The 25908-nt window shown below is 37.8% G+C and carries 25 protein-coding genes; 8 read left to right on the forward strand and 17 right to left on the reverse strand.

The genetic code is table 11. From position 1 onward, the window contains the following. Positions 1 to 335: 335 nt before the first annotated feature. The 4 genes from AADJ06_RS18830 to kdsA all read right to left on the reverse strand — a co-directional run bounded on the left by AADJ06_RS18830 (position 336) and on the right by kdsA (position 5245). Complete coding sequence (locus AADJ06_RS18830) at positions 336 to 1010, reverse strand: thiamine diphosphokinase (protein ID WP_341228042.1); 675 nt, start codon at positions 1008 to 1010, stop codon at positions 336 to 338. Between the two features lie 109 nt (positions 1011 to 1119). Then, complete coding sequence (locus tag AADJ06_RS18835; RefSeq protein ID WP_341228043.1) at positions 1120 to 1764, reverse strand: outer membrane lipoprotein carrier protein LolA; 645 nt, start codon at positions 1762 to 1764, stop codon at positions 1120 to 1122. A gap of 108 nt (positions 1765 to 1872) precedes the next feature. Next, on the reverse strand, positions 1873 to 4290 hold the full coding sequence (locus AADJ06_RS18840; RefSeq protein WP_341228044.1) for a DNA translocase FtsK 4TM domain-containing protein: 2418 nt from the start codon (positions 4288 to 4290) through the stop codon (positions 1873 to 1875). A 142-nt stretch (positions 4291 to 4432) separates the two neighbouring features. Next, positions 4433 to 5245 (reverse strand): 3-deoxy-8-phosphooctulonate synthase, encoded by an 813-nt coding sequence (gene kdsA, locus AADJ06_RS18845; protein WP_341228045.1) that lies wholly within the window; start codon positions 5243 to 5245, stop codon positions 4433 to 4435. A 136-nt stretch (positions 5246 to 5381) separates the two neighbouring features. On the opposite strand from kdsA, the gene AADJ06_RS18850 reads away from it, so the two are divergent. The 3 genes from AADJ06_RS18850 (at position 5382) to rnc (ending at position 7748) form a co-directional block, all read left to right on the forward strand. Continuing rightward, positions 5382 to 5618, forward strand: a complete 237-nt coding sequence (locus AADJ06_RS18850) for an acyl carrier protein (protein ID WP_111372818.1) — start codon at positions 5382 to 5384, stop codon at positions 5616 to 5618. A gap of 84 nt (positions 5619 to 5702) precedes the next feature. Next, positions 5703 to 6956 carry a beta-ketoacyl-ACP synthase II gene (gene fabF / locus AADJ06_RS18855; RefSeq protein WP_341228046.1) on the forward strand — a complete coding sequence of 418 codons (1254 nt, stop codon included), beginning with the start codon at positions 5703 to 5705 and terminating at the stop codon, positions 6954 to 6956. Positions 6957 to 7007: 51 nt separating this feature from the next. Next, a complete protein-coding gene (rnc, locus tag AADJ06_RS18860) occupies positions 7008 to 7748 on the forward strand; it encodes a ribonuclease III (protein ID WP_341228047.1) in 741 nt (246 codons plus the stop codon). Here the strand turns inward: rnc and AADJ06_RS18865 are convergent. The 3 genes from AADJ06_RS18865 to AADJ06_RS18875 all read right to left on the reverse strand — a co-directional run bounded on the left by AADJ06_RS18865 (position 7745) and on the right by AADJ06_RS18875 (position 11637). Further along, positions 7745 to 8317 (reverse strand): bifunctional precorrin-2 dehydrogenase/sirohydrochlorin ferrochelatase, encoded by a 573-nt coding sequence (locus AADJ06_RS18865; RefSeq protein WP_341228048.1) that lies wholly within the window; start codon positions 8315 to 8317, stop codon positions 7745 to 7747. The two genes, rnc and AADJ06_RS18865, sit on opposite strands and share 4 nt — an antisense overlap. Before the next feature lie 63 nt (positions 8318 to 8380). Continuing rightward, positions 8381 to 10501: a peptidylprolyl isomerase gene (locus AADJ06_RS18870; RefSeq protein ID WP_341228049.1), complete on the reverse strand. Its 2121-nt coding sequence runs from the start codon at positions 10499 to 10501 to the stop codon at positions 8381 to 8383. A gap of 131 nt (positions 10502 to 10632) precedes the next feature. After that, a complete protein-coding gene (locus tag AADJ06_RS18875) occupies positions 10633 to 11637 on the reverse strand; it encodes an SMP-30/gluconolactonase/LRE family protein (protein WP_341228050.1) in 1005 nt (334 codons plus the stop codon). A gap of 113 nt (positions 11638 to 11750) precedes the next feature. Here AADJ06_RS18875 and AADJ06_RS18880 point away from each other — a divergent pair, with 113 nt between their 5' ends. Further along, positions 11751 to 12407, forward strand: coding sequence for an ATP-binding protein (locus tag AADJ06_RS18880; protein WP_341228051.1), 657 nt, complete (start codon positions 11751 to 11753; stop codon positions 12405 to 12407). Here the strand turns inward: AADJ06_RS18880 and AADJ06_RS18885 are convergent. From AADJ06_RS18885 to AADJ06_RS18920, 8 genes are all read right to left on the reverse strand, one after another. Beyond that, positions 12404 to 13678, reverse strand: a complete 1275-nt coding sequence (locus tag AADJ06_RS18885; protein ID WP_341228052.1) for a pitrilysin family protein — start codon at positions 13676 to 13678, stop codon at positions 12404 to 12406. The genes AADJ06_RS18880 and AADJ06_RS18885 overlap by 4 nt on opposite strands. 95 nt (positions 13679 to 13773) lie before the next feature. Next, a complete protein-coding gene (locus tag AADJ06_RS18890; RefSeq protein WP_341228053.1) occupies positions 13774 to 13971 on the reverse strand; it encodes a hypothetical protein in 198 nt (65 codons plus the stop codon). Positions 13972 to 14128: 157 nt separating this feature from the next. After that, the gene (locus tag AADJ06_RS18895) at positions 14129 to 14626 is read right to left on the reverse strand and encodes a GtrA family protein (RefSeq protein WP_341228054.1); all 498 of its coding nucleotides are present in this window, start codon (positions 14624 to 14626) and stop codon (positions 14129 to 14131) included. A 10-nt stretch (positions 14627 to 14636) separates the two neighbouring features. Then, positions 14637 to 16013: an NADH-quinone oxidoreductase subunit N gene (locus AADJ06_RS18900; protein ID WP_341228055.1), complete on the reverse strand. Its 1377-nt coding sequence runs from the start codon at positions 16011 to 16013 to the stop codon at positions 14637 to 14639. 13 nt (positions 16014 to 16026) lie between these two features. After that, positions 16027 to 17475: an NADH-quinone oxidoreductase subunit M gene (locus tag AADJ06_RS18905; RefSeq protein ID WP_341228056.1), complete on the reverse strand. Its 1449-nt coding sequence runs from the start codon at positions 17473 to 17475 to the stop codon at positions 16027 to 16029. Further along, the gene (gene nuoL / locus AADJ06_RS18910; RefSeq protein WP_341228057.1) at positions 17476 to 19428 is read right to left on the reverse strand and encodes an NADH-quinone oxidoreductase subunit L; all 1953 of its coding nucleotides are present in this window, start codon (positions 19426 to 19428) and stop codon (positions 17476 to 17478) included. 27 nt (positions 19429 to 19455) lie between these two features. Next, a complete protein-coding gene (gene nuoK, locus AADJ06_RS18915; protein WP_341228058.1) occupies positions 19456 to 19797 on the reverse strand; it encodes an NADH-quinone oxidoreductase subunit NuoK in 342 nt (113 codons plus the stop codon). 110 nt (positions 19798 to 19907) lie between these two features. Next, positions 19908 to 20732 (reverse strand): exonuclease domain-containing protein, encoded by an 825-nt coding sequence (locus AADJ06_RS18920; RefSeq protein WP_341228059.1) that lies wholly within the window; start codon positions 20730 to 20732, stop codon positions 19908 to 19910. A 102-nt stretch (positions 20733 to 20834) separates the two neighbouring features. Here AADJ06_RS18920 and AADJ06_RS18925 point away from each other — a divergent pair, with 102 nt between their 5' ends. From AADJ06_RS18925 to AADJ06_RS18940, 4 genes are all read left to right on the forward strand, one after another. Further along, positions 20835 to 21893, forward strand: a complete 1059-nt coding sequence (locus AADJ06_RS18925) for a PA0069 family radical SAM protein (protein WP_341228060.1) — start codon at positions 20835 to 20837, stop codon at positions 21891 to 21893. Positions 21894 to 22119: 226 nt separating this feature from the next. Then, entirely contained in the window at positions 22120 to 22845 is a 726-nt protein-coding gene (locus AADJ06_RS18930) for a hypothetical protein (RefSeq protein WP_341228061.1), read from the forward strand. Between the two features lie 249 nt (positions 22846 to 23094). After that, on the forward strand, positions 23095 to 23346 hold the full coding sequence (locus AADJ06_RS18935; RefSeq protein ID WP_341228062.1) for a DUF6364 family protein: 252 nt from the start codon (positions 23095 to 23097) through the stop codon (positions 23344 to 23346). 1 nt (position 23347) lies between these two features. Continuing rightward, on the forward strand, positions 23348 to 23761 hold the full coding sequence (locus tag AADJ06_RS18940; protein WP_341228063.1) for a PIN domain-containing protein: 414 nt from the start codon (positions 23348 to 23350) through the stop codon (positions 23759 to 23761). Between the two features lie 106 nt (positions 23762 to 23867). Here the strand turns inward: AADJ06_RS18940 and AADJ06_RS18945 are convergent, their stop codons facing one another. Further along, positions 23868 to 24146, reverse strand: a complete 279-nt coding sequence (locus tag AADJ06_RS18945; RefSeq protein WP_341228064.1) for a hypothetical protein — start codon at positions 24144 to 24146, stop codon at positions 23868 to 23870. 216 nt (positions 24147 to 24362) lie between these two features. After that, complete coding sequence (gene glpK, locus AADJ06_RS18950; RefSeq protein ID WP_341228065.1) at positions 24363 to 25859, reverse strand: glycerol kinase GlpK; 1497 nt, start codon at positions 25857 to 25859, stop codon at positions 24363 to 24365. Between the last annotated feature and the right edge of the window lie 49 nt (positions 25860 to 25908).

The raw sequence follows: 25908 nt of genomic DNA on the forward strand, positions 1-25908 counted from the left end.
TTCAAGGTAAAAAAAAGTGTCATTTTTGTTTGGATTTCCACCAATGGTAAAATTCTACAAGAGCGATTCTTTGTATGTCTTTATTATCAAGGATTTAAAAGAAGAGGCAAATTAGAATAGTACCATTCTAAAGTTATCCACATTTTTTATCCACTAAAACCCGAACCCAAAGAACCTAAGTCCATTTATAGGCGGAAAGCCTAAATAACACGTTTTATGTTACTTACACCCTAAAGCTAAAGCTTTTATTTTAGAACTTTCAAATAATACTGAAAATTAATTAGTCGATTGACTAATTATTTTGTGGATAAGTATCAAACGACGTATTAGCAGTATCAATCGTTACATTCCATTAGAAATAATTTGCCTTTTTCGAATTTGATACTCATTAAACCATCTTTATCAACTTCATTGCTATTGCCTAACCTTTTCCCTATTTCTAGGCTCTCTTTCTTTAACGGATATTTCAAATTAGAAGTTTCAATATTTTCAGCTTTTGGTACAGGTATTAAAGAAATGACCGTTCCTGCCTTATACCATTTTTCAAATTTCGTTAAGCCAGGCTCTAAAGGAATAATTTTAGAATAATCATCTAGCATCACAAGTTTAATTTTAGAATTGTACTTTACCAAGTTTAAAAGGTTCGCAATCGTGTGGTCCATTCTTCTTCCTGTAGCCCAAAGTATATTCACTGCAGGAAAACCTTTCTCTATCAAAAACTCAATTCCTTTTTCTAAATCCGTCTTATCTTGGTCTGGTGTGTGCATAATTTCAATGGGAAACTGCTCTTCCCTAATTTTATCCACATCCACTCCTTCTCTGTCAAAATCGCCCAGCAAGACGTCAACTTTAATACCTAAACTTAAAACCCTGTCAATAGCACCATCTAGTACCACCACATATGGCGACCAACCTAGAAGCTCTTCCATGAGTTCAAACTTGCAGGCGGCTCCGTTAGCTATCAATAAAGCAGGCTCTTGTTTATCTTTTACTATATGATGCGATGACATTTCAAAAATTTAGATTTTACATTCAGGCTAAATTAGAAATTAGCCTTGAATCAAAGAAAAATGCTCACACTTTTCAGCGTGAGCATTTTCAAATATTATTTTATGAAGCTTATCTCAAATCTACCACTTCTACTCCCGGGTGCTTTGCTGTATTAAAAGTGAAGTAGCTATCTGCCAAAGCTACGTTTGGACTAAACCTCACGATATCAAAAGCCGTTACTTTACCCGAACCGTCTGTAAGTTTCCAGTTTTTAATTTCTTTAGTAGACTTACTTACGCCTATTTCTACTTTCTGAATATTGCCCTTACTTTTTAAAGGAATTAATTCTATCAAATCACAAGAAGCACCACCTATGGTAGCCGTACCCTTGTGCGTATATTTATATCCTTTCTTGTAAATGCTGTAGATATTTGCCGGTGAAAATTGGGAATCGGCACTGCCGTCATACTCCGTTATGTTTACCTCATTAGTCTCTTCCACATAAGAAAATATCTCCGACCCATTATTGTAAATCTCTTGGCCAGCCATGTTTAATTTGAACTTAACACCTTTGACAGCTATGCTGCCCGTACGTACACGTCCTTTTTTACCACTTGCACTAATTGCTCCGTAGGAGAAATTGGCGGTAAAAGTTTTCATGTTTTTATACTTTGTGCTCATTGCATCTAAAACTGCCCCTGCTTTAGCATCTTGAGCACTTGTCCCAAAATTAACCAAGAGCAAAAGAGCCAATAAAACCTGTATTTTTTTCATTCTATTTAATTAAACAATGACCAAAAGCCCATTATGTAAGGCCTATGTCAAATTGGACACAAAATTAGCAGAAAAGTTTAAGACCGAATTGTTAATAAGCCTTTAATGTTATTTCTCCCGCTTAAGGCCTCTTAATACTTCTTCTAACTCTGTCATATCTTTGACCAAGACCTCACGTGCCTTACTTCCCTCAAAAGGTCCTACTATTCCTGCTCCTTCTAATTGATCAATAATTCTACCCGCTCTATTATAGCCTAGTTTCATCTTACGCTGAATCAATGAAGTACTTCCTTGCTGAAAAGTCACCAGAACCCTGGCAGCATCATCAAACATGACATCTAAAGCGGTAGGGTCAAAATCGAGAATGTCAGGCTCATCGTCACCAAAAAACTCGGGTAACATATACGCAGACTCATATCCACGCTGCTCTCCAATATAATCACATATACCTTCTATCTCTGGTGTGTCTACAAACGGACATTGCAACCTGACCATGTCGGAGCCCATAGATAAAAGCATATCCCCGTTACCTACTAATTGGTCTGCACCGCCTGTATCTAAAATAGTACGTGAGTCTACCTTTGCCGTTACTTTAAAAGATATTCTGGCTGGGAAGTTGGCTTTAATCAGACCCGTAATCACATTGACCGAAGGCCGCTGTGTAGCTACTATTAAGTGTATCCCAATTGCTCTGGCCAACTGAGCCAAACGAGCTATCGGCTGCTCCACTTCTTTACCAGCCGTCATCATTAAGTCTGCCAACTCATCAATCACCAATACGATGTAAGGCAAATACCTATTCCCTTTTTCTGGATTCAGTTTCCTTTTGGTGAATTTGGCATTATACTCTCTAATATTTCTTACGCCAGCGTCTTTCAGAAGGTTATACCTATTATCCATCTCTATACAAAGAGAGTTTAGTGTATAAATCACCTTTTTAGTGTCCGTAATAATAGCATCTTCGGCATTTGGAAGTGTGGCCAAAAAGTGCCTTTCAATTTTATTGAACAGAGACAGCTCTACCTTTTTAGGATCCACCATCACAAACTTCACTTCTGAAGGGTGTTTCTTATATAATAAGGAAGCCAAAATAACATTGATTCCAACGGACTTACCCTGCCCCGTGGCTCCGGCCATCATTAAGTGAGGCATTTTGGCCAAATCCGATATAAATATTTCATTGGCAATGGTCTTCCCTAAAACTATTGGCAGCTCATATTTTGAGTTTTGAAACTTTTCGCCTCCAAAAACTGATTTCACAGAAACCATCTCTCTGTTTTTGTTTGGCACTTCTATCCCAATAGTACCTTTACCCGGCATTGGGGCAATTATTCTAATTCCTAGTGCTGCTAAATTTAGGGCAATGTCGTCTTCAAGATTTTTAATCTTAGAGATTCTTACACCTGCTTCTGGAACAATCTCGTAAAGTGTTACTGTAGGCCCAATGGTAGCTTTAATAGAAGAAATCCCGATAGAGAAATTCTTCATGGTTTCCACAATGTTGATCTTATTAGCCTCCAGTTCTTCCTGAGAAACCTTTCCACCGCTCATGCCGCTATGGTCTGCCAATAAACTTATAGGTGGGTACATATAAGAAGACAAGTCAAGTTTTGGATCATAAGGTCCAAACTCCTCCAAATCCTTATTATCATCGTTATCTTCTATCAAAAAGCTATTTTCCTTGTCAGAAACCTCTAAGGAAATTTCCTCTTCCTTTGGAGTCGGCTCTTCTTCTCTTTCAAAATTCTCCACACTGAAGGCTATTCCTCCTTCAAATGGCTTTTCTGCAATGGTGCTTGGCTCTTTAATTACTGGCTCCTCTATCTCATTTGATGGCTCAATATCTACAGATGTAGCCGCCTTGACAGGAACAGCTTCATTTACATCGCCCTTTGGCGACTTCTTTAAGAAGTAATCGTCGATTTGGGTAAGGCCATGGAAAAACACCAACCATAAAAACAAAACCAAGACTATCAAAAGAATACTCCCCCAGCCCAAGGCATGGTTTAGCGATTGGTTTAATTGATAACCTATGCCTCCGCTTATTTCTCCCTCGCCAAGACTAAACTGAAAAACAAAATAACCTAAGAAAATAGAGGTAAACAGCACATAAAAAATGCTGCCTTTGGCAAATCGGTTAAGGTTGACCTGAAACAAATCTTGCTGAAAAACGAGCCTAAACGCCGATAAGAAAATGATAGGAATCAAGCCAAAAGCCGCATAGCCAAACCATTTGAAAATAAAATAATGCGAAATAAAAGCACCCAATACCCCCAAAGAGTTTTCCGCTTTTTTGCTACTATTTTCAATGGCCGTTCTGAAATTCTTTTGCACCAAATCCTGATCTGCCTCTCCCGTAAATAAATACGAAACGAAGGCTATCAACATCACCAAGGAAATAATGAGGAAAAAGACACCGCAAATAAGCTCTAGTTGAGCAGCCGATATTCCAAACGAACCCTCTTTCTTAGGAGACTTACGTTCTTTAGTTGGGGCCGATTTTTTCTTTCTGAAAGTTTTAGCCATTGTATTTTTTTAGAAAAGCAATTAAAGTACAAAATTAAGAAAAAATGCTTGATGCCCTTGCTTGAACAAATAGAACCTTCCAACTTCGAACGACCATGCTCCTAATAATATTCCCTCAGTCTCAGTTATAAGAAAAGTACCTTTAAGACACCACCACCTCCCTAATCCTAACCAATTGCTCTAATAAAGCTTCCAAATTATCTAAGTGCAGCATATTAGCTCCGTCTGACTTGGCGTTTGCTGGATCCGGGTGGGTTTCTATGAATAGGCCGTCTGCTCCCACTGCTATGGCGGCTTTGGCAATGGTTCCAATTAACTCTGGATTTCCTCCTGTAACTCCTGAAGTTTGATTTGGTCTTTGAAGCGAATGTGTACAATCCATTATTACAGGTACGTCAAACTTTTTCATATCAATGATATTTCTATAATCTACAACCAAGTCTGAGTAACCAAAAGAGTTTCCACGCTCGGTAAGCATGACATTGGCGTCCGCATTTTCTTGTAATACTTTTTCAACCGCAAAACCCATAGACCCGCCAGACATAAATTGACCTTTTTTTATGTTTACGGCCTTTCCTGTCTTTGCCGCAGCGGCCAAAAGCTCCGTTTGTCTACATAAAAAAGCAGGAATTTGTAAAACGTCCACATATTCTGCAGCCAATGCTGCTTCATAAGTCTCGTGTATGTCCGTTACGGTAGAAACATTAAAAGTTTTGCCAATGTCTCCCAAAATCTTCAAAGCCTTCTTATCACCAATTCCTGTGAAAGAATCAGCTTTTGTCCTGTTGGCTTTTCTATAACTTCCTTTAAATATGAGCGGTACCTCTAGTTTGTCTGTGATTTTGACAATTTTCTCTGCTATAGAGAATGCGAGGTCACGACCTTCTATGGCACAGGGCCCTGCTAAAAGAAAGAAGTTATTAGAACTGTATTTTTTTGAGAAAAGGCTTTCCATGATGTTTTTAAGACCGTTTTAATTGTATATTACAAATGTCAACATTGTTAAGGAAATCAAAAAACCAATGGGTATTTTGTTGGTTTCAGAAAAATAAATTTTCTTTGCAGTGATTTAAACCAAAAACATTGTAATAATGTCAGATATCGCATCGAAAGTAACGAAAATTATTGTTGAAAAATTAGGCGTTGAAGAGTCAGAAGTGACTGTTGAGGCTTCTTTCACAAACGATTTAGGAGCAGATTCTCTTGATACAGTTGAACTTATCATGGAATTTGAAAAGGAATTCAATGTTTCTATTCCAGACGATCAAGCAGAAAATATCCAGACAGTAGGTCAGGCTATTTCTTATTTAGAAGATAACACTAAGTAATTTTCTTAATACATTTTGAAGGTTCAATATCCAGTTTTTACTAAAGTTGGCTGTTGAACCTTTCCTTTTTTTAATAAGACCAATATGGAACTAAAACGAGTAGTAGTTACTGGATTAGGGGCTCTTACCCCTATAGGAAACGATGTAGAGTCATTCTGGGAAGGACTTAAAAATGGTGTAAGCGGAGCTTGCCCTATTACAAGGTTTGATGCTTCCGACTACAAAACGACTTTTGCATGCGAATTGAAAGACTTTGAAGTTACCGACTTCATTCCAAGACAAGACGCTCGTAAAATGGACTTGTTTACACAATTTGGTGTAGTAGCTGCAGAACAAGCAGTACTAGATGCCAACTTTGACATGGACAAGGTCAACAAAAACAAAATAGGTGTAATCTGGGGTTCTGGAATTGGTGGCCTTAAGACTTTTGAGGAAGAAGTTTTAAATCTTGCCGACAATGATATGCAGCCAAGATTCAATCCCTTCTTTATTCCTAAAATGATTGCTGACTCAGCATCTGGTCAAATCTCGATGAAATTTGGATTTAGAGGTCCCAACTTCGTAACTGTTTCTGCTTGTGCATCTACCAATAACGCCATGATAGACGCCTTTAACTATATAAGATTAGGCAGGATGGTGGCTTGTGTTACAGGTGGATCTGAAGCTGCTGTAACAAGAGCTGGTATTGGCGGATTTAATGCTTTAAGAGCTCTATCTACACGTAATGACGATTATAAAACAGCCTCAAGACCTTACGATGCAGATAGAGACGGCTTTGTATTAGGTGAAGGTGGTGCAGGTATTATTTTAGAAGAATATGAGCATGCCAAAGCTAGAGGAGCCAAAATATACTGTGAACTAGTGGGTGGTGGAATGTCTTCTGACGCATACCATATCACGGCACCACATCCAGAAGGCTTAGGAGCTTTCCTTTCTATGGAAGATGCCTTAAATGATGCTAACATGGTTCCTGAAGACATTGATTATATCAATACGCACGGTACATCAACTGGCTTAGGTGACCCTCAAGAAATCACGGCTATTGAAAACTTATTTAAGGAGCATGCTTATAAAGTGAGTATTAGCTCTACAAAATCTATGACCGGTCACTTATTAGGTGGAGCTGGTGCAGTAGAGTCTGTAGCAGCTATATTAGCTATTCAGCATCAAATGGTACCTCCTACCATTAATCTAAATAATGTGGATGAAAAGATTAATCCGAAAATTGATTTAACGCCAAACGTAGCTAAAGCTAGAAAGATTGACACAGTGCTCTCAAACTGCTTTGGATTTGGTGGACATAACGCCACGCTTATATTTAAAAAATATAATGGTTAAATTGCGAGGCATATAGCCCTAAAACAATAAATCAGAAGGGCTAAAAACTTAATGGCAGTAACAGAAACTATACTAGATTATTTCAAAACAGACGTTAAAGTCAGGGAGTTTAGAAAAGCGGTGGAACGTATAATTGGTGAAAAACCAAAGAATGCTTCATTATACCATCTTGCCTTTAGACATACCTCTGCCTCTAAAAGCTCTTCAATTAAAGGCTTTAAAGAGTCCAATGAGCGTTTAGAATACCTTGGTGACTCTGTTTTGGGTATGATAATAGCCGAATATTTATTCAAAAAGTACCCCTTAAAAGACGAAGGTTTTTTAACAGAAATTAGGTCTAGGATAGTCAATAGGGAGTCACTGAATCAAGTAGCCAGAAAAATAGGCTTAGATGACCTCATAACCTTTGATGGGAATAGAGTAACACACGCAAGAACTTCTATGTATGGTGATGCCATGGAAGCACTCATAGGAGCAGTTTATTTAGACAAAGGCTTTAGGTTTACCAAACGGTTTATTGTCAAAAACCTTTTGGCTAACTATTATGACCTAGATGAGGTCATAAAAAATAACGCAAACTATAAAAGTATACTACTTACCTGGTCTCAATCACTAGGTAAGAATGTAGAATTTGCTATTATCAAAGAAAACGGTAAACACCATAGCAAAGAATTTGTTGCCCAAGTAAAGGTGGATGACGAAATAGTGAGTGAAGGCAGGGGATGGAATAAAAAGAAAGCAGAACAAGACGCTGCACGAAAAGCCACAGAAACCCTTGAAATTAAAGACTAATCGTTCTTTTTCATCACATTGGTGATTTCATTAAGTTTCTCTACTTTATACTCAAAATCTCCTTTTAAACGATTTCTTAATTCCTGTAGATTATCCAATGTTTCTTGTAAAGAATCTGGTAAAACCTGCTCTAATATCTCCCTAAACCTCTTTGCAAAAGTAGGTGATTTCCCATTTGTAGAAATAGCAACTTTCAAATCTCCTTTCTTCACCACAGAGCCTAGGTAAAAGTCACATAAAGCGGGCTTATCCGCCACATTCACCAGAATGTTATGCTCACGACAGTCTCTCTGTACTTGCTCGCTTACGGCCATTATTCCAGTCCCTACTATTACCAAGTTTTTACCCATTAAGTGTTCGGTCTTATAGGCTTCTAAAACCAGCTTGATTCTATAAGATGTTGCTAGGGCTCTTATCTCCTCAGAAATTTCAGGAGCTACCATGGTAATGTTAGTCTCAGGCGAATTTTTCAGTACGGCCTCTAACTTCTCAAGTCCAACATAACCCCCTCCTACAATCAGAAGGTTCATTTGCTCTAATTTCAAGAAAACAGGAAATAAATTATTCATGCAGTAAAGGTCATAAAAAAAGGGATACCTATGGTACCCCTTTTCTCAATTCAAAAATATTTTTTAGAACATTTTAGCTCTTCTGTCTACTATTTCAGCAGCCTCTCTCACTGCTTGGTCTGCAGCAGACGCCGAGCCATACACACCGACACGCAGCTTAATATCTTCTTTGTACTTGCTATAATCTGCAAGCTCAGGAGCCATCGTTTCTGCTGTTTTCTTCATAACGAAAACGCCATTTTGACCTATGAAAGGCTTGCTCATTGTATTCACTTTTAAACCAAATGCCTTTCCAATTGCTACAGCATCAATTCCTGCACTATTAAGCATTCCTGTAGCGATATTAATATCTTCTACGGTTTCTACCAAAGCACCTGCTCCGTAAGTTTTGGCAGCTGCTCCAAAATCAGACACAGCACCTAGTTTAGCAATGATTTTTTCGCCTTTCAGCTTATTTTTCACTTTAGCTTCTATCTGACCCTTAAAGTCTGAAGCTTTAGGACTCTCTTTATCAGTAGCGTCAGTAAGAGCCGCAATCATGTAAGTATCTCCTACTATGAAAACTCTATCTGCCACATCACCAACAGACACATCATTTCCGTAAGCCCATAAAACTACTTCTCTAGCATCTTGAACACTATTGAAAGACCTAGCACCAGCAGCCACTCTCTGAGCAGATAATAGAACTAAATTCTCATTCTCCGCTACTTTCGCTTTCATATCTTCTGCTGAAGAAATATTAGCTCTCAAGCTTTCTGCTTCTTGGTAGCTATCATTCAATGTAATTTCAGATGGTTCTAAAATCTTAGTGATAGTAGCTAAGTTATACTTAATGTTAGATTTGGCTTCCGTTACTTTAACCACATGATATCCAAAGTCAGTTTCTACCAAGTTTGGCAACAAACCAGCACCTCTAAAACCGAAAACAGCATTTTCAAAGGCAGGAATCATTCTACCATCATTGCTGAAGTATCCTAAATCACCACCTTGCTGAGCAGTTCCATCAGAACCATTAATTCTTGCCAAAGTTTCAAAACTAGCTCCACCTTTAATTTGATTTAAGATGTCTTGGGCTTTTACTTTTGCCGCTGCTTTAGCTGTTTCGTCAGCTCCTTGCGTATTAATTAATATGTGCGAAGCACGTAAAGTGCTTACGGTATCGGTCTCGGTACCCATATATTTATAAATGCTGTAGTTTTGACCATCTTTAATTGGGCCAACCATTCCGCCTACTATTGTATTAGCTACAGCAGCTTTTACTTCATCAGAAAGTTCGCCAGCACTGTATGAGCTAGGACTACGTACGTCTGAATTAGCTGAGGCGTAAGCTACAGGATTTTCGGCTGAAGCCATTCCACGAGCTAAGTCGTTAATTTCTTGAAGCAAAGCAGTAGAATCTTCTCCAGAAGGCAAGACTTGATAAACTACATAATCAAAAGAACGGCTATCAAAACCATTATACTCGTTTTTGTGCTTGTTGTAATAGCTTTCAATTTCGCTATCGGTAACCTTCACGGTAGTATCATTAACGCTGTAAAATGGTACATAAAGGTATTCCGCTGAAATTTTATTATTCTGCGTAGTATACTCCTTTTTGGCCTCTGCTGTAGTAATGTAGTCACCTACGCTTACCAAGTTTTGGTATTTCTCGCTTTTACGAATTTGAATCAAGTTAGACTTGAAGCTATCCCATATATATTGCTGCTCTGCTGGCAAAGTTTTGTTTGCGGCAGCATTTATAAACTCTCTGTGCTGGGCTTCATTAAAAACACCAGTGTTAGGGTCAGTAAATTGCTGACGAATAAATGGGTGCAAGTTTTTAGTTCCTTGTACCATTTCTCTTAACTCATCTGGCGTTACGTCTATTCCTAACTCTTCGTATTCTGGCTGAAAAGCATTATCTTGAACCAATTGCTCCCAAACCTGCTCTCTAATATTTGCTAAATCCGCTTCACTAGCTGATCTTCCCGTTGAAAGTTCTTGTTGTTGACGCTGAGCATCTACCAGTTTTACAAACTGCTGATAATCCACATCTACACCATTTATCTCACCCACATTCTCTTGACCACTGCTACCAAGGGAACCACTAGAAAAGTAATCACCGATAATAAAGGCGAACAATGCTAAAGCCAAAATCCCTATAGTAAGGACAGAGTTTTCTCTAATTCTACTAATTAATGCCATTCTAAATTTTTATATAAAATTTGTTCGTTTGCATAGCTGTGCTAAAAAACGAGCCGCAAAAATATATAGATTCCTATTGATTATCAAAGAAATCTAATTCTCATATGCTAAATACCTTATTAAAGTTTTCTTTAAAAGCCTTTACCTATGGTTTTTGTTTGAATTTTACCAAGATACATGTCGGCAGTTATATATAAGACCGAACCGTCATCTCCCCAAGCACAGTTTGCGGTAGCCGCATCAATCTCTATTCGTCCTAATAATTCACCCTTTGGACTTAGCACCAATATACCGCCAGGTCCTGTTGTAAATATGTTTCCATTTTTATCTGTTTTTAAGCCATCTGGTAATCCCTTATAGCCCGCTTTTACCATTGGTGTGGCATCATAAAGTAAATTTTCCTTACCTAAACTTCCGTCTTGCTTTATTTCATAGGAAAGAATGTATGCCTTCTCGGGGTCAGACTGTGCCACATAGAGTGTTTTTTCATCAGGTGAAAGGGCTACACCATTTGGTCTGCTAAGATTTGCTATCGCCAATTCAGTTTTGCCAGAAACATCAACCTTATAAACACCAAACAAATCAATCTCTCTTGTAGTAGCCTTTTCTCTATTTGGTAAACCATACGGCGGGTCTGTAAAATAATAGGTGCCATTAGCAGCTTGAACTAAATCATTAGGACTGTTAAACCTCTTCCCTTCCCAGTTATCTGATACTGGAAATTTCCCTCCTCCACCATTCATTGGCATCCTTGTAACTCGTCTGTCGCCATGTTCGCAAGCTACCAACTCACCATCATTATTAATTATAAGACCATTGCTACCTGGCTCTAAACTATATGGATGCTTTCCTGTATAACCTGAGGGATTTAGAAAAACACTTAGACCTTCGCCCGCTTTAAATTTGTAAATAGTATTTTCTGGAACATCAGAAAACAACAGGCAAGCCCTTTCTTTATCCCAGACAGGCCCTTCTGCCCAAGTAAAACCGTCTGCTAATATTTCTACTTTAGCATCAACATCTATTAATTCATCAAATTTGGGATTTTCACTTATTAACTTACTAATTGATTTCTGCTGAGCGTTAATACTAAAAGATGTCATCATGATTATTGTAAGGGTTTTTATTAATTCCATTCATTCAATATTTTAGGTTGTTATCTCAAAAATAGAAAACCCTATTAAACAATTGGCATTTTGTTTTGATTTAAACAGCCCTTAATTTTATCCATTCCCAACACTATCAACAAATGGAACTTGCATATAAAGGAAAGAGCATAAAGGGAAGAAGCTTGGCAGACTTGAAGAAACTCGCTAGTCAAGGAGAAGGATTGCGTCTGGAATTTAAATTCAAAGCCAAATATCCTGAAAAAATCATTCGCGAAATGGTGGCCTTTGCTAATACCAAAGGAGGGCAGCTCTTAGTGGGTGTAGATGACGACGGCTCTTTAAGCGGATTAAAGTTTGCGGATGAGGAAGAGTATGTGCTAGTAAGAGAAATAGAACGGGCTATTACACCTGAATTAGACTATAGCATTGAACGTGTTCGCTTACAAAACGAGAGTGAAGTCTTAATTTTCCACATTCCTGAAAGTGAGAACAAGCCTCACAAAGCCGCCGACAAGGTTTTTGTGCGTCATAAAGACCGCACTATTCAGGCAAGTAAAGAAATAAGAGAAATTTTAAAGGGCTTAAAAAAAGGTAAAAGCCTACGTTTTAACTACGGCGACAAAGAAAGTAAACTAATGGCGTACCTTACCCAACACCTTTCCATTACGCTTGACACCTTTGCTGAACTATGTGCTATTCCGAAAAAGCAAGCTTCCAGAACCTTAGTTTTGATGGTACTAACGAATGTGCTTCGATATGAAGCTCGGGAAGACGGCGACCGATTTATGACAGTTTAGATTTTTTCGCCAACTACTACTTCACTTAAGGCTTGCATACTAAGGTGCTTATTAGCAACCTCTGAAACTTGTAATGTGGTTACGCTATTAATTCTATCGATAAACGAATCGTAATAATCTGAAGGTAATTCCGACAAAATTATATTCTTATGCTTATCCATAAGTTCAAAAGCTGTGGTAATAGACCCAGCAAAGCTTCCGGACATATAGTTTTTTACAGTTTCCAGCTCGTTTTGACTTACCTCTTCGTTTCTAAGCAAGTTTATTTCCTTTTCTATTTCTTTTAGCGTGTCTTCTGTGTTTTCTTTTACCACATCAGAACCTATCATCATATAACCAAAACCTCTTAGCGGATTTATAGAAGAAGAAATTCCATAAGTAAAGCCCTTATCTTCTCTAATGTTAGTCATCAGTCTACTTCCAAAATACCCTCCAAAAACAGTATTCGTTACCGCCATTGGGAAAAAATCAGGATGTAACCTGTCAAAAAGCGGCTTACCTAGTCTTATGGTAGACTGCATTTTATTTTCTAAAGTTACTAGCTTTTTCGAAGGATTAAATATCTCAAAAGGAATGTCCAATCTGTTTTGAGCCATATAACTTTCTTTGCCAAAAAAATTATTTAAAAGCTGCTTCTCTTTTTCTTTTACATTTCCTGAGGCAAATATCCTAAAGCTTTTCCCCTGTACATTTGATTCGTAGAAGTTTATTAAATCTTCTCTAGTAACCGTTTCAAAATCTTCCCCATTTAAAACACTACCGTATGGATTTAGGGAGCCAAACATTGCTCGCTTAAATTCTCTATTGGCCAAATAGGAAGATTTCTCCATGTTTAACCTCATGTTTTGAAGAGATATTTTTCGCTGAAGTTCTAATTCATCTTCAGGAAAGACACTATTCTCTAACATATCTTTTATGATAGCTAGGTATTTGTCAAGGTATTTTGGCAAACCATAAAGCACTATGTAGAGTCGCTCTATTCTGGAACTAACTTCTATAAACCCTCCGTACTGGTCAAAACCAGCCATTATTTCAGAACCGGTTCTAGTTTTCGTTCCCCCCAAAAGTAATTTTGAAAACAAAGCCGACGTACCTCTTTTCTTTTCAAAAGCAGAGCCTGCTTCAAAGACTAATTCCAACTTAATCACCTCTTGCGAAGCAAAACCAACCGAATAAAGTGGGATTTCATTTTGAAAAATATCTTTCTCAGCCTCCGCAAGCTTTACAGATTCGACAGATTTAAAAGCGGGAGCCTGACTTCTTTCTAGCATTCTATTCCTTTTTTCTGCAAATATATAACCCTAAAACAAGAAAAACCTTCTCATTTTGAAATGAGAAGGTTTTAATATATTAACTAATGATGAGATTACTCAGCAACTGCTTCTTCAACAGCCTCAGTAGCATCTTCCATAGTAGCTCCAACTGAATCAACAACTGACTCGGCAGCATCCATAGTAGCATCAGCAGCATCGTCAACAGCTTCAGTAGCAGTTTCCATAGCGTCAGAAGCTGACTCAGAAGCAGAAGAACAAGCAGTAAAAGAAGCCATTCCGGCTAATAACATAACAGCAATTAATTTTTTCATCGGTATTGATTTGTTTAACGTTTATATAAAATGAAATCAAATTTAAGAACTTTTTAAGTTCTCAAGCACAAACTCAGTACTTTTCTTTAAAAAAAACTTAAAATCAGAAAGAAGTTTAAATAAAACTTAGAAAAATTTAATTTCGTTCTGTCCTAATCATGTTATAAAGCCCTGTGGTACGGAAGGTGAAGAACTTATGTCCGAAGAAGTTTGCCAGAAAGCTACAGGCCATTCCAACTAAGTGGGAAGCTTTCTCTCTCCAAAGAAGACTATAATCTCCAAAGTAAGGATTGACAATGAACTTTAAGGTTCCCAATGTCACTAACTCTTGTACAATAAGAGCCAAGGAAGCTATAATGAAGAATTTAACCCATTCTCTTTTAGAGTTGCCCGATTCTTTGGCAGAGAATGCAAATATTTTGGCTGGTATAAATGTAGCGGCCGTAGAAATCATATAGGCCCAAAATACACTCCATGCTAATGCAGCATCATGGCTCATTCCAAGATCTAAAAACCAAACTTTAAGTGGAATCTGAGACAAGAAATTAACAGAGGCTCCAAAAACGCCTGTTAAAAAGAAGTTTATAAAACTCTTATGTTTTTTTAAATCTATATTCTTAAGTAAGTCAGTCAAACAGTTTTCTTTAAAAAATGGAACGAAGTAAGTTTGGAAATATTCCTAAAATTATCGTTCCGCAAGTAGTTAATACGAATATAAGCTTAACTAATGGAGAAAGTACAACAGTTTCTACACCATCTGATTTCTTCATACTTAAGATTATAGGCTTGAAATAATAGTAAACCGCTACTGCCGACATAAACACGGCTATTACTATTAAAGTAAAGTTACCAGAGGACGCCGCATCGCTAAACACAAAGAACTTACCCCAAAAACCAGCGGTTAACGGAATGCCTGCCAATGAAAGCATTGCAATAGCCAAGACTCCTGCTAAGAAGCCATTGTTTTTGAACAGCCCCTCGAACAAATCTATCTTTTCATAAGGTCTTCCTTTCTCTATTCTATGTTTTGAAACTTTCATTAAAACACCAAAGGCGGTAATAGTAGCTAAAGAATACGCAACTGAATAAAACATAATAGTCCCAAATGCTCCCTCATTGTCTCCAACTAAAGCCAATAACATAAAACCAGCATGAGATACACTTGAGTAAGCCATTAACCTTTTAAAACTATCTTGTGTTACCGCAAAAACGTTTCCTATAATAAGCGAAGCTCCCACCATGATAACTATCATTGGTGTCCAGAACTCAGTTATTGCAGAGAAAGAAGAATACAATACCTTAAAAATAGCTACAAAGCCCGCTGTCTTTACCACAGTGGCCATATAGGCTGTAAAAATAGTAGGTGCACCTTCATACACATCTGGCGACCAAAAATGAAATGGTGCTGCCGATATCTTAAAAGTCAAGCCTACCAATATTAAGGTACAACCTATCCAGAAAAACGGCAAATACGCCTCATCAATAACAGAAACATGAATATTGAAACTGCCTACTGCTCCGTAAAACATAGCAATGCCAAACAAAAGAATTCCAGTAGCAAAAGCACCCATCAAAAAGTACTTTATAGCGGCCTCATTACCTCTTAAGTTTCTTTTGTCTGCTCCTGTTAATACATACAAACCAATTGAAAGTATTTCAATGCCCAGGAACAACATGATTAAATTTTCAAACGAAACCATCATTAAAGCTCCTATTAATGAAAGCTGAACCAAAGCGAAATACTCGGCCGGCTGCGAAAACTCGAAATCATTAAAGCCTTCTGAAAGGCATAAAATAAGAATGGCAGAAATTAACATTACAGCCCCGAAAATGATAGTTTCATTATCAACGGCAAGCATCTCACTAAAATAAAGACCTGGAGCATTCCAATCTATGAATGATACCCCTAAGGCAATCACTAAAAACAATATAGAGATAGGGAAAACTAGTTTTTTATTATCTAGAAAACCTAAGAACAGGGTCAATAGACCAGAAATAGAAAGAGCAATTATTGGATACATGTTCTTGTAATCTTTAAAATTGAGCCATATAGTCTAGCAGTTGCTGAGAAGCTGGTTCTGAAATTTCCAGAATGCAGTTAGGAAACACTCCCATCAATATAACCAAGGCAGAAATAACAAAAAGCACTACGGCCTCGGTGCCAGACACATCGGCTATCACTACATCAGCATTTTGCTTTTCGCCAAACATCGTTTTTTGAAATAGTCTTAAAAGGTAAACAGCACCTAAAATGATGCTTATTCCAGAAATGATTCCTAAAAGCTTACTGTGGTCAAAAACCCCTTTGAGCATTAAAAACTCTCCAACAAAACCATTTGTCAATGGCAAAGCCACACTTCCCAAGAGGATAATCATAAAACTTACACTTAACCATGGTGCATCTTGAGAAAGACCTCCTAAAGCAGATAAACTTCTACCACCTGTTCTTTCGGCTATGATTTTCACCACAAAGAATAAACCTATGGCATTAAGACCATGAGCTAACATTTGAAAAACAGCTCCCTGTGCCCCTTCCAATGTTCCACTGAAAATAGCCGCTGCCATTAAACCCATGTGGGCAAATGAAGAATAAGCTATTAACCTTTTCAGATTATCTTGTTTTACCGCAATTATAGAACCATATATTAAACCTATCACGCCAAGCACCATCACCATATGTCCCATTTCTGCGGCTCCCATAGGTGCTAAAGGAAGGGCTATTCTTATCAAACCGTAAACTCCCATTTTTGAAAGCAAACCAGCTAAAAGCATAGTTGCTGGAGTAGATGATTCAGAATAGGCATCTGCTTGCCAAGTATGGAAAGGGAAAATTGGCATTTTGATAGCAAAAGCTAGCATAAACAAGCTGAACAATATTCCCTGTACGTTTGACGGAATAAAGGCCATTGAAGCTTTTAGTGCCTCCATGTCTGCTGTTTGCCCTTTGGAGTATAAATAAACTAAACCCACCAACATTAGCAAACTACCAAAAATGGTATAAGCCAACATCTTAAAGGTAGCTTTGGCTGCATTGGCTCCGCCCCAAATTAAACCTAAGAAATACACAGGAACCAAGGCTATCTCAAAGAAGAAATAGAACAAGAACAGGTCTCCTGCCATAAATACACCTACCAAAGCGGCCTCTGTTAATAATATTAATGCATAAAGCAAATTTGATTTTTCGTAAGCTACTTTAAATGTACTTAGAATAACCAATGGCACTAATACCGTGCTTAGAGCTAATAAAAGAACGCTTATTCCGTCAATGGAGAATTTGAAGGAAATACCGAAATCAGGCAACCAATCTTTTTGAAGAAGAAGATTTCCAGTAGTACTAAATTCTTTGAAAACTAAACCAAACACCACCAGCTCTACAAGAGCTACTGCCAATGCCAGCTGTTTGCTTCTTAATTGATTTTGTCCCAAAGCAAAAACAAGTAATGCTCCAAGAATAGGAATCAATATGAGTGCGAGTATCAACATCTATTTGCTAGTTATTGCTTTAAAAATATCTGTGAAGTGTGCCAAAATACCCTGTCCTAAATTTAGAATAAGGATAAAACCTATTGACAAGCCCATAATTAATAAATAAAAACCTGTAGTTCCTGTTTGAACCTTAGTGCCTATTTTACTTAACGAAGCTATGCCTGATGTAATGAACTTTATAAAACCATCAATCACTTTAGGGTCAATAATGTTTCCGAAGAACTTAGACGACTTCTCTATTGGGTTAACAAAGACCTTGTCGTAGTTTTCGTCTAGGTAATACTTGTTATAAACAAACTTCTGAATGCCCGTAATTTCTGAGTCCTCTTTTGGCACAAAGCCTCTTTTTACATAAATAATGTATGCCAATAATAATGCTGAAAGTGCTAGTAAAACAGAAAAGCCCATCAATATCCATTCTGTGGAGTGTGATAAATGAACTTCACCGAAACCTTCAAAGGCTTCTCTAGAGTTGGCATAAATAGGACTTAAGAAATCTGCCAAGAAATGTGGTAAATGGAATATCTCAGGGAAACCAATAAAACCACCAACTATTGACAAACCGGCCAAGACTATCAGTGGCAGCGTCATAGAACTAGGCGACTCATGTAAATGCTCTTCTTGCTCTTTGGTTCCTCTAAATTGACCTGTGAAGGTTAAGAAAAACAGCCTGAACATATAAAACGCGGTCATGAAAGAACCCAGCATAGCCAGTGCCCACATGCCTTTGTTATGCTCAAAAACGTGAGCTAAGATTTCATCTTTTGAAAAGAAACCTGCGAAAGGAGGAATTCCAGAAATAGCTATTGTTCCTATTAAAAAGGTAATGGCTGTGATTTTTGTCTTTGACCAAAGCCCACCCATTTTTCTAATGTCTTGCTCATCGCCCATGGCGTGAATCACACTACCTGCTCCTAAGAAAAGCAATGCTTTAAAAAAGGCATGCGTAATAACATGGAAAAAACCAGAGGTATAAGCCATTACACCTAAACCTATAAACATATAACCCAACTGACTCACGGTAGAGTAGGCCAATACCTTTTTGATGTCGTTTTGGAAAAGGGCTATTGATGCAGCTATTAGAGCTGTCAATGTTCCTATCCAAGCTATAAACTCTAAGGTGTCTGGCGAAAGCGTGTACAACACATTACTTCTTACCACCATATAAACACCCGCTGTAACCATGGTGGCGGCGTGAATAAGTGCCGAAACTGGCGTAGGCCCCGCCATGGCATCAGGCAACCAGGTGAAAAGTGGAATCTGAGCCGACTTACCCATAGCACCTATAAACAAACAAAAACTTATAAACATAAGCGGCAAAGAACCCGAAGGCATTCCTTTGGCTTGCTCAAAAACTTCTAAATATTCTAATGTTCCGAAATAATGGAAAATCAAAAACACACCAATTAAGAAACCTAAGTCTCCTACTCTGTTCATGATAAAGGCCTTTCTGGCAGCATCGCCAAAATCAGAACGCTTATTCCAGAAACCAATTAATAAGTAAGAGCATAGACCTACGCCCTCCCAACCTATGAACATTATCAGGTAGTTAGCACCCATCACCAAGATTAACATGGAGAACAGGAACAAATTTAGATAAGCGAAAAACTTACCTATTCCTGCATCATGCTTCATATAACCTGCAGAGTACAGATGTATCAATGTACCTACACCAGTAATGATGAAAAGCATCAAAATGCTTAGCTGGTCAATTTGAAAAGCGAAAGAAACATTTAAGTTTCCTACGGTAATCCATTCAAAAAGTGTTTCTACAATGGTACCGTTGGTTTCCTTAAACTGTAAGTAAACGCCTATGGTAGCAAGAAATGAAAGAAAAGAAGCTCCAATGCCTATAGGAGCTACCAAATTCTTTGGCATTATCTTAAAACCCAGACCGTTTATTAAAAAGCCTAATAAAGGAAACAGAGGGATTAAAGCAATCAGCGACATATATTCTATTCAGAAATTCAAACTAAATTAACCTCTCAATTTATCTAACAGACCTATATCAATAGACCTTATGTTTCGATAAATCATGACTATGATAGCAAGCCCAACAGCTACTTCGGCTGCAGCGACTGCGATTATAAAAAAAACGAAAATCTGACCGTTTGGGTCAGACCTGTAAGACGAAAATGAAACTAAAAGTAGATTTACTGCATTAAGCATAAGCTCAATAGACATAAACATAATTAGGGCGTTTCTCCTTATCAGTACGCCTACTATGCCAATAACAAACAAAATACTCGCCAATAACACGTAGTTAGTAAGCGGCACTTGGGCTATTACGTCAGGTATAGATGGTAGTTGGTTTTCCATTAATTTATTTTACTCAAAGAAAATCTCGGCAAAATTAGCCATTTTATCTATTTGACTGAATTTAAAAGCGAAGAATTAAGACAACCTTCCAGTATTACAATTTTTTATTACTAAGAGCCAAAAAGCCCTCCAGCCATACTCAGCTTTATTTCTGTAAGCTTTCTTTTAGTATCCAGTGGGAAGTCACTATTCATCATCCAGTCGTAGTAACCTTTTTCTTTGGTAAAGACGTCAGTCACCTTTTTCCCTTTATGTTTCCCAAAATTGAAAACTATCACATCATTATCATCATAGGCCAGTCTGTTGGCAAAGTCTACAATCTTACCAGAAGTGAAATCATGCAAAGCCTGCACATCATTCTTTACTGGCTCTATTTCTTCTCCTTTTTTATTGGTGATTTTAACGCCCTCGTATTTCTCTACCTGAGCACATATCACCTCCAAAGTAGCTAGTGTATCAGCTTCGGCACTATGAGCATTTTCTAAAGTTTTACCCGTGTAAAACTTATATCCTGCTGCCAATGTCCTTGGCTCCATCTGATGGAAAATACGCTGAGCATCTACAAACTTTCTGTTTTTAAGGTCAAACAAATCTGAACCTACTCGTAAAAACTCTTCTACCAGCATTGGTATGTCAAACCTGTTGCTATTAAAACCAGCTAGGTCACAACCCTGAAGAAACTGAGCCATAGATTTGGCCATTTGTCTAAACGTAGGTTCGTCTTTTACGTCTTCATCATAAATACCGTGAATCAAACTAGTCTCTATTGGAATAGGCATTTCCGGATTTATACGCTTGGTTTTAACCTCCACAGTACCGTCAGGCATTGCTTTAGCAATAGAAATTTCCACAATTCTATCTCTAGAAATGTTGGTTCCTGTAGTTTCTAAATCAAAAACCGCTAAGGGTTTCTTAAGCTTTAAATTATGGGTCATATTTTGGTCTGCCAATGGTTGTAGCAAAGGTAAAGGTTTTCGTTTGGGGATGTAGAAATGGCTTTAGTTTTATGGCTCAAATTCAGAAAATGGTCTTAATTCATGTCGGAAATTCCAAAAATTAAAGGTCGCGGGGCTCAATTAAACAGCAATAATAGGTTTTTAGCAAACACTACGGAGTACAATGAGGACTTTGCCTACGGCGATGAAATCAATTTCAGAACTAGAAAAACCAAGTATCTGACTGAGAACCCAAAAAAGATAGTCAATAAAATAGTAAGCCCAGATGTGCCAAATGGTGTTTCTGTCAATCCATACCAAGGCTGTGAGCACGGCTGTATTTACTGCTACGCCAGAAACACACACGAGTATTATGGCTATTCGGCTGGTTTGGATTTTGAACAAAAGATTTTAGTCAAAAAGAATGCTCCAGAACTTTTAGAAAAGGAGCTTCAAAAGAAATCTTGGAAGGTTACACCCATTCTGTTTTCTGGTAATACAGATTGCTATCAACCTGCCGAAAAGAATTTTAAACTCACTAGGCGAATGCTGGAAATATGTTTGAAATACAGAAATCCAGTAGCCATTATCACCAAGAATGCTTTAATCTTGAGAGATATTGACATTTTGGGGCAATTATCTAAACTTGACTTACTCCACGTGATAGTTTCGCTTACTACTTTAAATGAGGAACTCCGGCGAGCATTAGAACCGAGAACTGTTTCTGGACTTAAAAGACTTCAGATTATTAAAAAACTATCTGAAAATGGAATTCCTGTTGGGGTCAATACAGCACCCATTATTCCAAGTTTAAACGACCATGAAATACCTGAGCTCATTAAAAATGCTGCTGAAAATGGTGCTTGCTCGGCTGGCTATACCATGGTGCGGCTCAATGGCTCTATTGCCCAAATTTTCACCGACTGGATTTATAAAACCTTTCCAAACAAAGCAGAGAAAGTACTAAACCAAATAAAGGAATGCCATGGCGGAACGCTGAACGACAGTCAGTTTGGAAGAAGAATGCGTGGTGAAGGAAAATATGCGGAGCATATCAAACAGTTGCATAAAATTAGCTGCCAGAAATATTTAGCTGGTAGGAGTTTTCCTGCTTACAGTTATGATGCTTTTATGAGGAATGGGCAGTTTGGGTTGTTTTAGGGCTTGAAGTACTTCAAACGGAATCTAAAAAAGCCCTGCACAATACCTAAAGAAAAACCCTATTCTTCCGGACTTCAAATCATTGATTTCTTGTTAGTACAAAAAACTTTCATTTTCTTAAATTTACGTGGCTTTAAGAGTAAAAATAAAGCCTTTCGATACTGCTATCATGGTTCAGAGCTTAAGTCGTACATCCAGAATATTAAACTTTAAAATCTAGAGGAAATTGAAATATTGGGCAAGAACATATTACGAAGGAGATGTTTGCGTTTTTAACCACGCTTCTAAAAGTTTTCAAAAGTGTCTTGAAAACTATGTTACCAACTATTTTTTGAAAGAAATAGGTGAAATTTTTGACCCCAAGGAATTTAGTTTAAGCATACCATCGAAGCCGGTTTTTAATAGAGAGACCTTCGAAACGTATGCCCCCAAGCTAATGTTGGGGTATTTTGGTCACTATGGATTCGAATGTGAAATATTCTGGTTTTACAAGGATAGAAAAAAGGAGTTAAAACTATTGGATGACATAGTAGAGAAAGATGTAGAGTTTATTTTAAAGCCTTATGTTTCTGTTGAATACCTTAAAAATCAAATCCTTGATAGAGCTCGAGAGAAGAAGGAATTTTATTTAGACGGGTATAGGTTTGTTGTTCACCTTAAAAAGGTGGAAATAGATGTTCGGTTAAAATTAAAGTTTGACACAATAATAACTAAGGAACTTGTCCAGCATGTAACTGATTTATTGGGTGAAACAATTGAGCATTTTAATAACTCATCAAATAGTCAGGAAACAGGATTGATTCATTCTTATCGATATATCAGTAAAACTAAAGAATATGTCAATTTCAAACTCGACCTAGGTAGTGGTTCAAAAGAAGGCGTAGAAGCTATTTTAGGAGCCTTTGATAAAAGCGATTTTCCCATTTCCAAAGTAGAAATTTCTAAACTATAAAAACGCCCTTAACTTGTTGCGGAGACAGGAAACTAGGAAAGAATAAAAGGAAAACACTAAACACATAAACGCCTTTTCTTCCACGTATTTTCATCACCCCTAAATCTTTTAAATTATAAATAGCTTGAGAATAGGCTACTTTACTCCATTCTTAGTCGGTGATTTTGGGAGCAAAATGGTGCATTGGTTTTAGTTGTTTTAGCTTACGTACATATTTATTATATTTGTACGTATAAAAAATCAAACAGGATGGACGCTAAACTCACATTAAAACTAAACGAAGAGGTAATAGCCCAAGCTAAGGAATATGCCAAGACCCAGAAAAGAAGTCTTTCTAGAATCATAGAAGATTATCTCAAAGCTGTCAGCGGCACCGAACAAACGGCTTCAGACTTAGAAATTTCGCCCTATGTGAAGAGTATGTCGGTGGGTAAAAGCATAGCCAGCGACTCTGATGACAAAGAGGAAATCCGAAATTATTTACTTGAAAAATACAAGTGATATGAGGGTATTCCTAGATACAAACATTCTTGTGGATGTTTTAGGGGAACGTAAACCCTTTAATAATCTTGCTGAGAAGATTGTAACGCTGGCAGACCAAAGAAAAATTACGCTAGTAGTTTCCGCTCTAACTTACGCCAATGTTAATTACATAATTAGCAGAGATTACGGGAGAGAGCAAACCTTAGAAAAACTCCGAAAATTTAAAGCCATATCTGAGATTTGTCCATTGGATGAAACAATCATTGAAAAAGGACTCCTTTCTAAATTCACAGACTTTGAAGATGCTTTACAATACTACAGTGCCTTACGAGCAAACTGTGAAATGATAATTACCAGAAACGGAAAGGATTTTAAGGAATCTGCCATTCCTGTTTTGACGCCTGATGAGTTTTTGAAGGGATTTTTGAATTAAAAAAAGGAGGCAACTTTAAACGGAACAAAACTGGCTATATCAAATATTTGCAGAAGCGGTTGTTGAGTTTGAAAAAAATGAAATTTCCGAATAGAATATTTTCTACTCACTTATTAGAATTCTCTAAAACCTCCCTCTCCGTAAACTCGGCTGGCATCCACATGGTGTCACCGCCGCACATTTGTAGTTCTAAGACGCCGTCCCAAATTAGTCTGCCGTCTTTTGTGTAGGCTTTGTCAAACATCTGTTGTTCTAAGATAGCCCTATATGGGTTATTGGCTTCTGGTACTGTTTTATCTAGATATGCCTCAAAATCAAAAACTTGTACTTCGCCATTTGACAGCCTTAATTTTATGTTCGGATGATTGATTGACAATATTTCCATTTTATTTTTCTTTTTGGTTGAGAATAAACACGCTACTCTGCTAGAGACTTCAATGAAACGTTTGTCATGATTTTGGCTTTTTGGGCCAAAATCTCGCCAAACGAATTATTTCTTCTTGTCTATTTTTTCTACCGACGTTTAGCTCCTATGGAGCTCCAAAAAAGCTTGCTTCTAAATTCTTCATTATAAAAACAAAATATTGCCAATCGTAATTCCCTATTCTTCCCAGTCTAAGCTTCGTTCAATGGCTTTTTTCCAGCCTTTGAAATAATTGTCTCTTTTTTCTGATGGCATTTTTGATTCCCAAGTTTTGTCAATACCCCAGTTTTGTTTTAAGTCTTCAAAATTCTTCCAATAACCTACTGCCATTCCAGCAGCATAAGCGGCCCCTAGTGCTGTAGTTTCTATCATTTTAGGGCGAATAACCTCCACATCCATAATATCAGACTGGAATTGCATCAGCAACTCATTCACCGTCATTCCACCATCTACTCGGAGTGACTTAATTTCTAATTCACTGTCTTTTTCCATAGCCTCCAGCACATCCCTTGTTTGATATGCGGTAGCCTCTAAAACAGCTCTGGCGATGTGCCCTTTATTGACATACCTGGTTAATCCTGCTATAATTCCTCTGGCGTTATTATTCCAATGCGGAGCATATAAACCAGAAAAAGCTGGCACAAAATACGCTCCTCCATTATCCTCAACAGATTCGGCTAATTTCTGAACATCTTCACTTTTTTTGATAATCCCCAAATTATCTCTAAGCCACTGCACCAATGCTCCAGCTATGGCTACCGAACCTTCCAGAGCATAATGGACTGGTTGCCCATCAAATTGATACGCTACCGTGGTTAATAGACCATACTTAGATGGAATAGCCTCTGTTCCTGTATTCATTAACATGAAGCAACCTGTACCATACGTATTTTTTGCTTCCCCCGGAGCGTAGCAAGTTTGACCTACTAGGGCTGCCTGCTGGTCGCCCAGAATTCCGGCCAATGGCACTCCCCTTAATGGCTCTGACTTTATTTTACCATAAACTTTACTGCTTGGCTCTATCCTTGGTAGCATGGCTTTTGGAATATTCAGTTTCTCCAAAATCTCATCTTCCCACTCCATAGTATTGATGTTCATTAGTTGCGTTCTAGATGCATTTGTCACATCTGTAAGATGCAAACCACCGTCAATACCGCCTGTTAAATGCCAAACAGTATACGTATCCATGTTACCAAAAACAGCTTCTCCTTTTTCCGCGGCTTCTCTTACGCCTTCTACATTTTCTAGAATCCATTGAATTTTCAAACCACTAAAATAAGTGGCTAACGGAAGTCCAGTTTTTTCTTTAAACCAGTCGGAGCCAAGGCTTTTCTCTAGCTCGTCAACCTTTTTCCCTACACGGGTATCCTGCCAAACTATGGCATTGTAATAGGGCTTACCTGTTTTACGATTCCAGACCATAGCAGTTTCACGCTGATTCGTGATTCCGCAGGCCATAATTTCTGAAATAGCTATGTTCTTTTTTATGCGTGCGTTGGCAATCACTTCTAAAGTGTTTTGCCTTATTTCCTCAGGATTGTGTTCTACCCAGCCCGCTTGAGGGAAAATTTGCTCGTGTTCTTTTTGACCTACCGATACTATCTCGCCTTGTTTATTAAAAATGATACAGCGTGTGCTGGTGGTTCCTTGGTCTATTGATGCTATGTATTTCATTGATGGGTTGTTTTGAAAGATTGAAATTAGGCATTTTGTTTCTCCTAAG

It is taken from the genome of uncultured Arcticibacterium sp., assembly GCF_964021845.1.
GTDB lineage: Bacteria > Bacteroidota > Bacteroidia > Cytophagales > Spirosomataceae > Arcticibacterium.

Bases quoted from the DNA above. Each gene is read 5' to 3' on its own strand.
- AADJ06_RS18830 (WP_341228042.1), bottom strand. From the start codon at position 1,010: ATGTCATCGCATCATATAGTAAAAGATAAACAAGAGCCTGCTTTATTG.
- AADJ06_RS18835 (WP_341228043.1), bottom strand. From the start codon at position 1,764: ATGAAAAAAATACAGGTTTTATTGGCTCTTTTGCTCTTGGTTAATTTT.
- AADJ06_RS18840 (WP_341228044.1), bottom strand. From the start codon at position 4,290: ATGGCTAAAACTTTCAGAAAGAAAAAATCGGCCCCAACTAAAGAACGT.
- kdsA (WP_341228045.1), bottom strand. From the start codon at position 5,245: ATGGAAAGCCTTTTCTCAAAAAAATACAGTTCTAATAACTTCTTTCTT.
- AADJ06_RS18850 (WP_111372818.1), top strand. From the start codon at position 5,382: ATGTCAGATATCGCATCGAAAGTAACGAAAATTATTGTTGAAAAATTA.
- fabF (WP_341228046.1), top strand. From the start codon at position 5,703: ATGGAACTAAAACGAGTAGTAGTTACTGGATTAGGGGCTCTTACCCCT.
- rnc (WP_341228047.1), top strand. From the start codon at position 7,008: ATGGCAGTAACAGAAACTATACTAGATTATTTCAAAACAGACGTTAAA.
- AADJ06_RS18865 (WP_341228048.1), bottom strand. From the start codon at position 8,317: ATGAATAATTTATTTCCTGTTTTCTTGAAATTAGAGCAAATGAACCTT.
- AADJ06_RS18870 (WP_341228049.1), bottom strand. From the start codon at position 10,501: ATGGCATTAATTAGTAGAATTAGAGAAAACTCTGTCCTTACTATAGGG.
- AADJ06_RS18875 (WP_341228050.1), bottom strand. From the start codon at position 11,637: ATGGAATTAATAAAAACCCTTACAATAATCATGATGACATCTTTTAGT.
- AADJ06_RS18880 (WP_341228051.1), top strand. From the start codon at position 11,751: ATGGAACTTGCATATAAAGGAAAGAGCATAAAGGGAAGAAGCTTGGCA.
- AADJ06_RS18885 (WP_341228052.1), bottom strand. From the start codon at position 13,678: ATGCTAGAAAGAAGTCAGGCTCCCGCTTTTAAATCTGTCGAATCTGTA.
- AADJ06_RS18890 (WP_341228053.1), bottom strand. From the start codon at position 13,971: ATGTTATTAGCCGGAATGGCTTCTTTTACTGCTTGTTCTTCTGCTTCT.
- AADJ06_RS18900 (WP_341228055.1), bottom strand. From the start codon at position 16,013: ATGTATCCAATAATTGCTCTTTCTATTTCTGGTCTATTGACCCTGTTC.
- AADJ06_RS18905 (WP_341228056.1), bottom strand. From the start codon at position 17,475: ATGTTGATACTCGCACTCATATTGATTCCTATTCTTGGAGCATTACTT.
- nuoL (WP_341228057.1), bottom strand. From the start codon at position 19,428: ATGTCGCTGATTGCTTTAATCCCTCTGTTTCCTTTATTAGGCTTTTTA.
- nuoK (WP_341228058.1), bottom strand. From the start codon at position 19,797: ATGGAAAACCAACTACCATCTATACCTGACGTAATAGCCCAAGTGCCG.
- AADJ06_RS18920 (WP_341228059.1), bottom strand. From the start codon at position 20,732: ATGACCCATAATTTAAAGCTTAAGAAACCCTTAGCGGTTTTTGATTTA.
- AADJ06_RS18925 (WP_341228060.1), top strand. From the start codon at position 20,835: ATGTCGGAAATTCCAAAAATTAAAGGTCGCGGGGCTCAATTAAACAGC.
- AADJ06_RS18935 (WP_341228062.1), top strand. From the start codon at position 23,095: ATGGACGCTAAACTCACATTAAAACTAAACGAAGAGGTAATAGCCCAA.
- AADJ06_RS18940 (WP_341228063.1), top strand. From the start codon at position 23,348: ATGAGGGTATTCCTAGATACAAACATTCTTGTGGATGTTTTAGGGGAA.
- AADJ06_RS18945 (WP_341228064.1), bottom strand. From the start codon at position 24,146: ATGGAAATATTGTCAATCAATCATCCGAACATAAAATTAAGGCTGTCA.
- glpK (WP_341228065.1), bottom strand. From the start codon at position 25,859: ATGAAATACATAGCATCAATAGACCAAGGAACCACCAGCACACGCTGT.